Below are 13354 nucleotides of genomic sequence, written 5' to 3' on the forward strand. Positions count from 1 at the left end.
CGTTGGTGGCGAAGCCGGGGAACGTCGCGCCCGTTGCGCCCGTTCCCGACGCCGGCGGCGCGGATCACCGGTTCGGCAGCGGACCGGGGTGGATGATCCGACCGTAACGGTCGTCGAATGACAACCCATCGGCCTGGCCCCGCGGGGCCCAGCCCGAAGGAGTAACCAGTGAATCGTGAGGAGAAGAAAGCGGTCGTCGAGGAGCTGACCAAGCTCTTCCAGGATGCCGATTTTGTCTTCTTCGTCAATCCGATCGGCCAGACCGTCGAGCAGACGACGACGTTGCGCCAGAACCTGTTCACCAAACAGGGACGGATGCGCGTCGTCAAGAACACCCTGACCTGGCGCGCCCTGGACGGCGCGGAGCGTGGGGATTACCGCGATCTGGTCGCCGGGCCGACGGCCCTCGCCCTGGGCGAAAGCCCCGTCGATACGGCCAAGACCCTGGTGGATTTCACGAAGGAGAAGGAAAACGAGGACGCCCTGGAGATTCGGGGCGGGTGGATGTACGGCAAGCGCCTGGACTACGACGCTATCATCGAGTTGTCCAAGTGTCCGCCGCTGCCCGATATGCGGGCCAAGGTCCTGTCGACCTTCCTGGCCCCGGCCCAGAAACTGGTCGGACTGCTCAGCGCGACCTATGGTGGATTTGTGCGTGTGGTCAAGGCCCACGCCGACGAGCTTGAACAGTAGGGTCGCTTCCCTCCCGGCATCGCCGGGATCCGGACCCTCGAGCCCTTTTGGAGGAACCCCATGTCCAAGGATGAAATCAAAGAGGCCCTGAGCCAGATGACCGTGCTCGAACTGGTCGAGCTGGTCAAGGAGCTCGAAGAGGAGTGGGGCGTCAGCGCCGCCGCCCCCGTGGCCGTCGCCGCCGGCGCCGCCGCCGGTGGCGGTGAGGCCGCCGCCGAGGAGGAGCAGACCGAATTCGACGTCATCCTCTCCAGCTTCGGCGACAAGAAGATCCAGGTCATCAAGGAGGTCCGCTCCCTGACCAGTCTGGGTCTGCAGGAAGCCAAGAAACTCGTCGAAGGTGCCCCCACCGCCATCAAGGAAGGCGTGGAGAAGGAAGAGGCCGAGCAGATCAAGGAGAAGCTCGAAGCCGTCGGCGCCATCGTCGAGATCAAGTAACACCGCGCGACACAGCGCGAGTCAACAGGAACCCCTCCCCGGTCGCGGGGCGTATGCCGAGCATGCACCTTTTCCGTCGGGGAGGGTTTACCCTTTCCTTTTTGTAACCGTTTATTGTACCATAAGGTGCGCTGCGCGTGGTGGGAAAAGGGATTCATTTTCCCTCCGCGTCGAACGCAGCCAGACGCAACCTCGTGCAACCGAGCCAGTGCAACCGGGGGAGCGGTTCCATGACCGGGGCCCGCCGACGCGGCGCCCCGTGATCGGTGGACTAACCGCGGTGCGCCCTTACCCTCGGACGGTCGGCGGTCCAAACTTGTTTTCCAAACAAGTTCACCTTTTACAGTCCTGTAGCAGCACCCGCTAGGGTAAGCCTTCGAGACGGCCCCCGCCTCGAACGGGTTTTTATACCTTTAGCGGGATGTCTCTGCATGAATCGTGCCAAACTATACGGATCGTTACCGGTAGCGGATTTACATCCTTTCATTCCGCGGACCGAATCCTCCGCCCACCCTTCTCGTCGCCGACCACGGCCCCGGTCGCCGACGACGCTCCCCGCCGACCGGGGTCGACAGCGGGTCCCCGGCGTCCGCCCGTGGCGCCCGTGCAACCGACTTCCCGTTCGATCCACGGTCGATGACGGCCGGTAGCGTTCCTCCCCCGGTTCCCAGCGACCCCTTATCCCGCCGGAGTGTCTCCATGTTCACCGAGCGTATCTCCTACGGCAAGCTGTCCACCCCGCGTGAGCTGCCCAACCTGCTCCAGGTGCAGCGCGACAGTTTCCGTAACTTCCTCCAGGACGACGTCCCGCCCTCCAAGCGCCTGCGTCAGGGTCTGCAATACGCCTTCGAACGCGTCTTCCCCATCGAGGATCCCTCCGGCGTTTTCCGGTTGGAGTTCAAGCGCTATAAACTCGATCTGCCCAAGTACGAGGTCGAGGAGTGCAAGGACCGGGACATGACCTACGGCGCGCCGCTGAAGGTCGCCTTCCTGCTCCACGTCTATTCGGTGGATCGCAAGCACAAACAGGACCGGCAGCTGATCGACATCCGTGAGGAGACCCTCTATCTGGGCGAGCTGCCGATCATGACCGATTCGGGCACCTTCATCATCAACGGGGCCGAGCGCGTCGTGGTCAGCCAGTTGCACCGTTCACCGGGCGTTTTCTTCAAGGAGGACGTCCAGGCCGGCGGGCGCAAGCTCTACAGCTCCCGCATCATCCCCGTGCGCGGTTCCTGGCTCGATTTCTCCATCGACGCCAACGACATCATGTACCTGTCGATCGACCGCAAGCGCAAGATGCTGATCACTACCTTCCTGCGCGCCCTGGGGTACGCCTCCAACGCCGAGATCCTCTCCATCTTCGCCGCCGGCGACCCCGTACCCGTCGCCGACAAGGAGCGCATCATCGGCGGCGCCCTGGCCACCAAGATCTTCGACCCCCTCTCCGATGATCCCGAGGAGTTGCTGTTCGAGTACGGCACCCTGATCGACGACGAGGTCTACGAGGATCTCGTCGAGGCCGGTGTGCATCACGTCCGCCTGCTGCCCGACCTGATCCCCGTCGGCGACGCCGAGCGTCTGGTGGGGCAGATCTCCCTCGAGGACATCGTCGATGAGTCGACGGGCGAGCTGCTCGTCGAGGCCGACCGCGAGATCACTCCCGAGGCTTACGCCCGGATCACCGAGGCCGGCGTCGAGGCCGTCCGCGTGATCCCCGATCCCGAGGGGGTCGATTTCAACGTCGTCCGCCGGACCCTGGAGAAGGACAACATGCCCTCCAAGGTCGAGTCCGCCCTGCGGGTCTACACCCTGCTGCGTCCCGGCGAACCGCCCAACACCGAGGCCGCGGTCAAGTTCTTCAACACCCTGTTCTTCAACGTCCGTCGCTACGACCTGGGCGATGTGGGGCGCAAGAAACTCGACGACAAGCTGGGCCTCGATATCCCCCTCGAGGAGCACCGCCTGGACCGCGACGACATCATCGAGACCTGCCGCTACCTGCTCAAGCTACGCTCCGGGGAGAGCGGCGTCTCCACCGACGACATCGACCACCTGGGCAACCGGATCGTCCTGAGCGTCGGCGAGCTGCTGGAGGACGTCTGCCACGTCGGCATCAGCCGACTGGAGCGGGTGGCCCGGGACCGGATGGCGGTCCAGGAGCCCGGACGCTGCATGCCCTCGGACCTGATCAATTCCAAGCCGCTGACCGGCGCCATCAAGGAGTTCTTCGGTTCATCGGCGCTGTCCCAGTTCATGGACCAGGTCAACCCCCTCTCCGAGCTGACCCACAAGCGCCGCGTCTCGGCCCTGGGGCCCGGCGGTCTGTCCCGCGACCGGGCCACCTTCGAGGTCCGCGACGTCCACTACACCCATTACGGCCGGCTGTGCCCCATCGAGACGCCGGAAGGCCCCAACATCGGCCTGATCAACTCCCTGTCGTCCTACGCCCGCATCAACCGCTTCGGCCTGATCGAAACCCCCTACCGCAAGGTCGTCGACGGTCGGGTGACCGATGAGATCGAGTACCTGTCGGCCATCGACGAGGAAAATACGATCGTCGCCCAGGCCAACACCGCCCTCAACGACGACGGCACGATGGTCGAGGACGAGGTGATGGCCCGTCAACAGAGTGAGTTCCTCAAGGTGGCGCCCGGGAAGGTCGACTACATGGATGTCAGCCCCAAGCAGGTGATCAGCGTCTCCACGGCCCTGATCCCCTTCCTGGAGCACGACGACGCCAACCGAGCCCTGATGGGTTCCAACATGCAGCGCCAGGCCGTGCCCCTGATGACCACGGAGCCACCCCTGGTGGGTACCGGCGTCGAGGCCAAGACGGCCCGCGATTCCGGCGTCCTCGTCAAGGCCCGCCGTCGGGGAACGGTGGCCTACGTCTCCGCTGAGAAGATCGTCATCGAAACCGAGGTCGAGGACGAGTACACCGGCCTCAACCAGCGCGACACCTACCGGCTGCACCGCTACGTGCGCTCCAATCAGGACACCTGTATCAACCAGAAGCCGATCGTGCGCCGGGGCGACGTCGTCGAGGTCGGCGACGTGATCGCCGACGGCCAGGCGACGGCCGACGGCGAGCTGGCCCTGGGGCGCAACATCCTGGTCGCCTTCCTGCCCTGGTTCGGCTACAACTTCGAGGACGCCATCGTCATCAGTGAGGAGTTGGTGCGCGAGGACTTCTTCACCTCGATCCATATCGAGGAGTACGAGATCGAGTGCCGGGATACCAACCTGGGCCGCGAGGAGATAACCGCCGACATCCCCAACGTCTCCGCCGACAGCTTGCGCCACCTCGATTCCAACGGCATTATCCGCATCGGCGCCGAGGTGCACCCCGGAGACATCCTCGTCGGTAAGGTGGCCCCTAAGGGCGAGACCGAGCTGACCCCGGAGGAGGGTTTGCTGCGGGCCATCTTCGGCGAGAAGGCCAAGGACGTCCGCGACGCCTCGCTCAAGGCCCCGCCGGGTCTCGACGGCAAGGTCATCGGGCTGAAGATCTTCAGTCGCAAGTCCAAGGAGCGGGCCGAGACCCTGACCGATGCCGAAGAAGAGCTGATCGAGGACTTCAAGAAGCATAAAGAGGAGGAGCTCCACCGCCTGGAGAAGGACGAGGGTTACGCCCTGAAGAACATTCTCGTCGAGCGCTGGCCCGAGCTCAAGGTCACCGAGGCCAAGCCCCGGGCCGAGGAGATCCGCGAGCGCTGGGAGCGTTTCACCTCCACCGGCGACATGGAGGAGATCGAAATGGGCGAGGTGACCCTCGACGAGGACTTCGTCGAGCGCGTCGAGGTCAACCTGGATCGTTACCAGGAGCTCAAGGCCCGCGTCGATCTACAGACCAAGATCAAGATCGACCGCATCGAACGCGGCGACGAGCTTCCTCCCGGGATCTACTCCATCGTCAAGGTCTACATCGCCCGCAAGAGCCGTTTGTCGGTGGGCGACAAGATGGCCGGGCGCCATGGCAACAAGGGCGTCATCGCCCGGATCGTGCCCCTGGAGGACATGCCCTACATGCCCGACGGCACGCCGATCCAGATGGTCCTCAATCCCCTGGGCGTGCCCAGCCGGATGAACGTCGGCCAGATCATGGAAACCCACGTGGGCTGGGCGGCCAAATCCAAGGGCATCAAGGTGGCCACCCCGGTCTTCGAGGGGGCCACCGAGGACGAGATCAAGGACCTGCTCGAGGAGGCCGGTCTGCCCCGCTCCGGCAAGATCACCCTTTACGACGGCAAGACCGGTGAGGCCTTCGATTCCGAGGTTACCGTCGGCTTCCACTATATGCTCAAGCTCAGCCACCTGGCCGAGGAGAAGATCCACGCCCGCTCCATCGGCCCGTACAGCCTGGTGACCCAGCAGCCCCTCGGCGGCCGCGCCCAGATGGGCGGCCAGCGCTTCGGCGAGATGGAGGTCTGGGCCGTCGAGGCCTACGGCGCCGCTCACACCCTGCGCGAGCTGCTGACCGTCAAGAGCGACGACGTCCCCGGCCGCTCCAAGACCTACGAGGCCATCGTCAAGGGCGAGAACACCCCGGAGCCGGGCATCCCGGAGAGCTTCAACGTCCTGCGCCGCGAGCTGATGGGCCTCTGCCTCAACATGGAACTCGAGGAGTAACCGTCCCGACGACGGAGACCATTTCCACACCTTTCGCGCGGTTCGCCGCGCCGGGGGGAGTTCGATGAGCTACAATGCCGTTTCGTCCTACGTGGCCTCCAAGCCGACCCGTTTCAATATGATCCGGATCACGATGGCCTCGCCGGAGACCATCCGTTCCTGGTCCTCGGGCGAGGTGAAGAAGGCGGAGACCATCAACTACCGCACCTTGCGCGCCGAAAAGGACGGGCTGTTCTGCGAGCGCATCTTCGGTCCGACGCGGGACTGGGAGTGCTTCTGCGGCAAGTACAAACGCGTCAAGAACAAGGGGGTCATCTGCGACCGCTGCGGCGTCGAGGTCACCCTGTCCAAGGTGCGCCGCGAGCGGATGGGCCACATCGAGCTCGAGGTCCCCGTCACCCACATCTGGTACGTCAAGGGCGCCCCGGGCCGCGTCTCCAGCATGCTCAACATCAGCGTGCGCGACCTGGAGCGGGTGCTGTACTACGAGAGCTACATCGTCACCGACCCCGGCGAAACCCCGCTCAACTACAAGCAACTCCTCAGCGAGGAGCAGTACCAGAAGGCCCGGGCCGACTTCGGCTACGACTTCGAGGCCGACATGGGCGCCGGCGTTATCCGCGACATGCTGGCCGAGATCGATCTCGAGGATATGGTCTTTGATCTGCGAATCGAGCTGGAGAACGCCACCAGCAAGCAGGCCCGCCGCCAGATCCTCAAGCGTCTGACCATCGCCGAGAGCTTCCGCAAGAGCGGCAACCGGCCCGAGTGGATGGTCCTGGAGGTCATCCCGGTCATCCCGCCGGAGCTGCGCCCCCTGGTGCCTCTGGACGGCGGCCGCTTCGCCACCAGCGACCTCAACGACCTCTACCGCTCGGTCATCCACCGCAACAACCGCCTGCGTCGGCTCAAGGAGCTCCAGGCTCCGGCGGTCATCCTGCGCAACGAGAAGCGCATGCTGCAGGAGGCCGTCGACGCCCTGTTCGATAACGGCCGCCGCGGACGCGCCGTGCGCGGCTCGGGCAACCGCCCGTTGAAGAGCCTCTCGCACACGGTCAAGGGCAAGATGGGCCGCTTCCGCCAGAACCTGCTGGGCAAGCGCGTCGACTACTCGGGCCGCTCGGTGATCGTGGTCGGACCGGAGCTCAAGCTCCACCAGTGCGGCATACCCAAGCGGATGGCCCTGGAGCTGTTCCGGCCCTTCGTCATCATGCGCCTGGAGCAGTCGGGGATCGTCCATACGGTCAAGAGCGCTCGCAAGCTGCTCGACCAGGTCTCGCCCGAGGTCTGGGACATCCTCGAGGAGATCATCGCCGACCATCCGGTGCTGCTCAACCGCGCGCCGACGCTGCACCGGCTGGGTATCCAGGCCTTCCAGCCCGTGCTGGTCGAGGGCGAGGCCATCCGCATCCACCCCCTGGTCTGCACCGCCTTCAACGCCGACTTCGACGGCGACCAGATGGCGGTCCACGTGCCGCTGTCCCACGAGGCCCAGCTCGAGGCCCGGCTGCTGATGCTGGCCACCCACAACATCCTCTCGCCGGCCAACGGCAAGGCCCTGGCCACGCCGACCAAGGACATGGTCCTGGGCTGCTACTACCTCTCCAAGCCCCGCCTGCCCGAGCAGCGGACGGCGCCGGGCGAGTGTCCCCGCTTCAACGATCTCGACGAGGTCAAGCTCCACCTGGACGCCGGGCGGATCGAGCTCCACGACGACCTGCTGCTGCGCCGGGAGGAGCACTGGCGGGTCGCCGACGAGGTCAACTTCCGCGTCCTGCGCGAGGCCGTCGAGGATCCGGACTCCAAGGAGAAGCTGGAGCCGGGCAACCTCGTCGACGCCGCCCGCTTACGGCGGCTCGCAGCCGCTCTGGGGCGCGAGCCCCAGCTGACCGCCAGCAGCTGGGTTTACGCCACGGCGGGTCTAGCCCTGTTCAACACCCTGGTGCCGCCGCAGATGCGCTGGCAATCCAAGCTGATGAAGAAAGGCCAGATTACCCATCTCGTCGGCGAGTGCTTCCGCAACTTCGGCGAGGATCCCACGGTCCAGCTGCTGGACAACCTCAAGTGGGCGGGCTTCACCTTCGCCACCACCTCGGGGCTGACCTTCGGCATCGACGACGTCGTCGTGCCCCAGACCAAACCCGAGATCATCCGCCGCACCGAGGACAAGGTCGACCAGGTCACCGCCGCCAACCGTCGCGGAGAAATCACCAAGGGCGAGCGCTACAACCGGGTCATCGACGCCTGGACCACGGCCACCAACACCGTGGCCGAAGAGATGCTCAAGGAGATGCGGCTCGATCAGGATGGTTACAACCCGATCTTCATGATGCACGACTCGGGCTCCCGGGGCAGCCGCCAGCAGATCCGCCAGCTCGCCGGGATGCGCGGGCTGATGGCCAAGCCGCAGAAGAAGATCACCGGTTCGATCGGCGAGATCATCGAGAATCCGATCATCGCCAACTTCCGCGACGGCCTGTCCGTCCTCGAGTACTTCATCTCGACCCACGGCGCCCGCAAGGGCCTGGCTGACACGGCGCTCAAGACCGCCGACGCCGGCTACCTGACCCGGCGCCTGGTCGACGTGGCCCACGACACGATCATCACCAAATACGACTGCCGCACCATCCGCGGCATCGACGTCGAGCCGCTGGTCGAGGGCGACGAGGTCATCGAGCCCCTGGGCGAACGCATCCTGGGCCGGGTAACCCTCGACGACGTCCACGATCCCAACAACGGCGAGGTTCTCGTTCACGCCGGGGAGATGATCGACGAGCAGAAGGCCGAGATCATCGACGAGGCCGGGGTGGAAGAGGTCAAGATCCGTTCGGTGTTGACCTGCGAGGCCGAACACGGTGTCTGCGCCCTGTGCTACGGGCTCAACCCGGCCACGGGCAAGCTCGTCGACATCGGCGAGGCCGTCGGCGTCATCGCCGCCCAGAGCATCGGCGAGCCGGGCACCCAGCTCACCCTGCGGACCTTCCACATCGGCGGCACCGCCAGCCGCATCATCCAGCAGACCGACGCCAAGGCCAAGCGCTCCGGCCGCGCCGAACTGCACAACCTGGACATCATCACCGACCGCGACGGCCGCCGTCTGGCCAACAGCCGCAACGGCCGCATCGTGCTCTACGATCGCTACGGCAACGAGTTGATCAAGTACGACGTGCCCTACGGCGCCGAGATCAAGGTCGAGCACAACCAGAAGATCAAGAAGGGCAAGGCCCTGCTCTCCTGGGACCCCTACACCAGCCCCATCCTGGCCACCATGGACGGCCGGGTCGAGTTCATCGACATCGAAGAGGGGCGCACGATGACCGAGGAGCTCGACGAGAGCTCGGAGCGCATCCAGCGGGTGATCACCGAATACAAAGACAAGAAGCTCCACCCCCAGATCATGGTCCGCGGCGTGCGCGTCGACGTCGACGTCATCCATCAGGCCTACGACGTCCTGGCCGATGCCGAACGGCGCCGCAAGTACAACGAGGACACCCCGCTGAGCTACTACGAGATCCTGGGGGTCAAGCGCTGGGCCTCGACGGACCGCATCAACAACGTTTACAACGAACTCAACGAAGACGACGCCCTGACGCCGCAGATCGAAACCGCTTACAACATTCTCCACGATCCCGAGCAGCGCAAGGCTTACGACGACGAACACCCGCCCAACCACTTCGAGCGCTTGGGCCTCAGGCGCGAGGCCGATGACGTCGCCGTGCGCGAGGCCTTCCTCAAGACCCTGCGGACGCTGAACCCGGACATCGAGTCCCGCCGCCGCCAGCTGGAACAGGCCCACGAGCTTCTGTCCGACGAGAACAAGCGCGCCGAGTTCGACGAATCGGATCGCTCCAGCCTCTACGCCGTGCTGCACATAGAACGCGAGGCGGATCCCGAGGATATCGAGCAGGCCTACCGCGAGCGGATGGATTACCTCGACTACAAGCTGGAGAAGGTCAACGAGGCCCACGAGGTTTTATCCGACCCCGACAGCCGGCGTAAATACGACGGCTCCCTCGACGAGCCCAGCTACTACGAGCTGCTGGGCGTCAACCGCGAGGCCGGCACCCGCAAGATCGAGCGCAACTTCCGCCGCCTCACCGGCGACGACGACAAGCCCGACAAGCGCCTGGTCGAGGCCCGCGACGTCCTGACCGATCCCCAGAAGCGCTCTGCTTACGACAAAAAGAACCCGCCCAACTACTACGAGATTCTCGAGGTCCCGCGCAACGCCACCCAGGGCGACATCAAGCTGGCCTTCGACAAGCTGGCCAACAAGTTCGAGGGGCGCGAGGAGGTCTACTCCGTGCCCATCGGCGCTTATATCCTCGCCCACCACGGGGACGAGGTCAAGGCCGGCGACGTGTTGGCCAAGATCGCCCTCGAGTCCGGCAAGACCTCGGACATCACCGGCGGGCTGCCCCGCGTCGTCGAGCTGCTCGAGGCGCGTAAGCCCAAGAACCCGGCCACCATCAGCGAGATCGACGGTCGCGTCGCCTTCGGCCAGCCCAAAAAGGGCAAACGGCGCATCGTGATCGCCAACGAGTCCGAGACCCGGGAGTACCTGGTCCGTTTCGGCAAGCACGTCATCGTCTTCGAGGGCGACGAGGTCAAGGCCGGCGATCCACTCACCGAGGGCGACATCAACCCCCACGACCTGCTGGCCGTCAAGGGCTCGACGGTGGTTCAGGAGTACCTGGTCAATCAGATCCAGGAGGTCTACCGCTTGCAGGGCGTCTCCATCAACGACAAGCACATGGAGATCATCGTCCGCAAGATGCTGCGCAAGGTCAAGATCGACGAGGTCGGCGATACCCGCTTCCTGCCCCGGGAGCTGGTCGACCGCCACGCCTACCGCGACGAGAACCGGGCGATCATCGAGGAGGGCGGACGCCCCGCCACGGCCCATCCCATCCTCCAGGGCATCACCAAGGCCAGTCTGTCCACGGAGAGTTTCCTGTCGGCCTCCAGCTTCCAGGACACCACCCGGGTGCTGGCCCACGCCGCCGTCTCGGGCCGTCGCGATTTCCTGCGCGGTCTCAAGGAGAACGTCCTGGTCGGTCGGTTGATCCCCGCCGGCACCGGGTTGCATTCCGACGACATCTACGACGTCGGCAAGGACATCGAGCAGATCGCCCAGCATCCCGCGGAAACCGCCGAGGAAGAGGAGGCCGTCGAGGAAACTACGGGTTCGGCCCTCGAGTTCGAGGACTACGAAGGCCCCGGCGACGACGGCTCCGGCGATGAAGACGCGGAGACCGCCGAGGAAGCGGACACCGATGAGGGCGAGGCCGAAGAGCGGGAATCTCCGGCCGACCAAGACGAGGACGAGGAGGTCTTTGCCGCTGAAGACGCTCAAGCCGACGGCGAGGAAGAAGAGGCAACTCAACGCGCCGCCGAAGCCGCCGAAGCCGCCGAAGACGATTAGGCCGAAGACCATCGCCGTACGCACGGGGAGGGCCGCCGCCCTCCCCCGAACCGTTTCCAATCCATGACCGTCACTGTTCAGCGCGCCGAGTTCATCACCAGCTACGCCGACCCCGCCGGACTACCCCGGGGCGGGCCGGCGGAGATCGTCCTCGTCGGCCGCTCCAATGTCGGTAAGAGCAGTCTGGTCAATACCCTGGCCGGTCGGCGCAATCTAGCCCGCAAGAGCGCCACCCCGGGCAAGACCCGGTTGCTCAACTATTACCTCCTCGAGTTTCGTCTAGGCGGTCGACGGCGCCGGCTGCATCTCGTCGACGCCCCGGGCTACGGCTACGCCAAGGCCCCCCGCTCCGAACGCCGCCGTTTCGACGCCCTGATGACCGGTCTGTTGGACCCACAACGCGACCTCGTCGCCGGCGCCGTGCAGATCTTCGACAGCCGCCACCCCGCCCGGGACAACGACCTCGAGGCCTGGGACTGGCTGGCCGAGCAGGAGCTGCCCCGTATCGCGGTGATGACCAAGACCGACAAGCTCTCCAATAACCAGCGGGCCCGCTCCCGCAGTGCCTTCGCCAGGGCCTTGGGCCTGGAACCCCTGATTTTCTCCGCCGTCGACGGCAGCGGCCGCCACGAGTTGTGGACCGCCATGACCGGCCTGCTCGACGCCTTCACCAGCGACCCTGATAATGCAGCAAACGACGGAGACGACCATGCCGAGACTTGACCGTCGCCGATTCCTGTGCTAATTTGATTGACTGAACTGTCAGTGGGTGTACCGCCGTACTGACCTGCCGCAACCGCCGGCACGGGATGTCACGATGAGCGGCGGCGGGCCAATAACGACGGGTGTCGGTCGCCGGGAAGTCGACCCTCGACTGCTCCGCATCTGGGCGACAACACTGGGAAGAACCGGGCATAACCGCCGGAGCCAAGCGGCGGAACAACCGGGAGGATGATCGATGAACAAAGCGTCCTGCCTCTTTTTGCTGATCCCCGGACTCCTCGTCGGCGCCGTCGGCGCCGCCGATATCGTCGAGGTGAACTTCACCCCGATCACTCAACAAGACATCATCGAGGACACCGTCTGGGACATCTCGGGCTCGCCCTACGTCGTCTACGGCAACCTCACCATCCGTGAAGGCGCCACCCTGCGCATCGAAGACGGAGTCACCGTCCGCTTCGACAAGGTCACCATGGACGGCGGCTACCGCGACGGCGCCGAGATCATCGTCACCGACGGCGCACTGATCGCCGAAGGCTCACCCGGCTGGCCGATTCTGTTCACCTCCAACGAGCAGATCCCCTTCCCCGGCGACTGGGGCACCATCGTTATCGAGGGTGACAACAACGTCACCCTGACCAACTGCCGCATCGAGTACGCCAAGGACGGTCTGACCATCCAGAGCATGACCATGGGCGCCGCCATGTCCTCGACCATCGAGCTGCTCGAGATCACCAACTGCTCCCAGCACGGCATCGCCGTCAACGGCGGCACCCCGCCCGACATCTCCGGTTGCACCATCTCCGGCAACGGCACCGGTCTGCCCTACGAGGGCGGCATCTACCTGATGGACTGCGCTCCCACCATCACCTATAACAACATCTTCGGTAACAACCCCTACAACCTCGTCAACGACTCCATCTACAACATCGACGCCACCTACAACTGGTGGGACAGTGTCAACGAACAGCTCATCGCCCAGGGTATCTACGACTACTACGACCGCAGCGTCCTCGGCGAGGTCGAGTTCATCCCCTACCTGACCGAGCCCTCTGAGGACGGCGGCGGTGTGACCATGAACACCTGGGGTATGATCAAGTCCAACCTGGGCGGCGAGTAGGACGCTCTAAGTCAATAGCAGAGGTTGTCTTTACTGCGCGAAGGACCCCCGGCGGGGGTCCTTCTTCTACTTGAGGAATAAGCGACCGCTCTCGGTCAACCATCTCGGGCTTGAACGGCTGTTATCGCAGTTTCCCAGGCTGGGGCGGACGACGTGACGACTGATCTCGCAGCCCAGGGATGGTCCAAGCCCGACCGCCCGCCGCGCCGGGAGACATTTTTCGGGAGTACTGCCCCTGTGCGCCCACGCCGACGAGCCGGAACCGGCACGGTTTTTGCATCTCGGCGACCGTTGGAACGGCGGCAACGGTCCGCCTCCGCAAAAAC

The 13354-nt window shown here is 64.9% G+C and carries 6 protein-coding genes; all 6 read left to right on the top strand.

From position 1 onward, the window contains the following. Positions 1 to 168 precede the first annotated feature (168 nt). Positions 169 to 693 carry a 50S ribosomal protein L10 gene (rplJ, locus tag GF399_05325; protein MBD3399735.1) on the top strand — a complete coding sequence of 175 codons (525 nt, stop codon included), beginning with the start codon at positions 169 to 171 and terminating at the stop codon, positions 691 to 693. Positions 694 to 753: 60 nt separating this feature from the next. Beyond that, entirely contained in the window at positions 754 to 1131 is a 378-nt protein-coding gene (rplL, locus tag GF399_05330) for a 50S ribosomal protein L7/L12 (GenBank protein ID MBD3399736.1), read from the top strand. Between the two features lie 699 nt (positions 1132 to 1830). Continuing rightward, complete coding sequence (gene rpoB, locus GF399_05335) at positions 1831 to 5763, top strand: DNA-directed RNA polymerase subunit beta (protein MBD3399737.1); 3933 nt, start codon at positions 1831 to 1833, stop codon at positions 5761 to 5763. A 64-nt stretch (positions 5764 to 5827) separates the two neighbouring features. Beyond that, positions 5828 to 11188: a hypothetical protein gene (locus tag GF399_05340; protein ID MBD3399738.1), complete on the top strand. Its 5361-nt coding sequence runs from the start codon at positions 5828 to 5830 to the stop codon at positions 11186 to 11188. 63 nt (positions 11189 to 11251) lie between these two features. Then, positions 11252 to 11911 (top strand): ribosome biogenesis GTP-binding protein YsxC, encoded by a 660-nt coding sequence (ysxC, locus tag GF399_05345; protein MBD3399739.1) that lies wholly within the window; start codon positions 11252 to 11254, stop codon positions 11909 to 11911. A gap of 235 nt (positions 11912 to 12146) precedes the next feature. Continuing rightward, positions 12147 to 13028 carry a hypothetical protein gene (locus GF399_05350; GenBank protein ID MBD3399740.1) on the top strand — a complete coding sequence of 294 codons (882 nt, stop codon included), beginning with the start codon at positions 12147 to 12149 and terminating at the stop codon, positions 13026 to 13028. The last annotated feature ends 326 nt before the right edge of the window (positions 13029 to 13354 follow it).

It is taken from the genome of Candidatus Coatesbacteria bacterium (genome assembly GCA_014728225.1).
Lineage (GTDB): Bacteria > RBG-13-66-14 > RBG-13-66-14 > RBG-13-66-14 > RBG-13-66-14 > WJLX01.

Bases quoted from the DNA above. Each gene is read 5' to 3' on its own strand.
- ysxC (MBD3399739.1), top strand. From the start codon at position 11,252: ATGACCGTCACTGTTCAGCGCGCCGAGTTCATCACCAGCTACGCCGAC.
- GF399_05350 (MBD3399740.1), top strand. From the start codon at position 12,147: ATGAACAAAGCGTCCTGCCTCTTTTTGCTGATCCCCGGACTCCTCGTC.
- rplL (MBD3399736.1), top strand. From the start codon at position 754: ATGTCCAAGGATGAAATCAAAGAGGCCCTGAGCCAGATGACCGTGCTC.
- GF399_05340 (MBD3399738.1), top strand. From the start codon at position 5,828: ATGAGCTACAATGCCGTTTCGTCCTACGTGGCCTCCAAGCCGACCCGT.
- rpoB (MBD3399737.1), top strand. From the start codon at position 1,831: ATGTTCACCGAGCGTATCTCCTACGGCAAGCTGTCCACCCCGCGTGAG.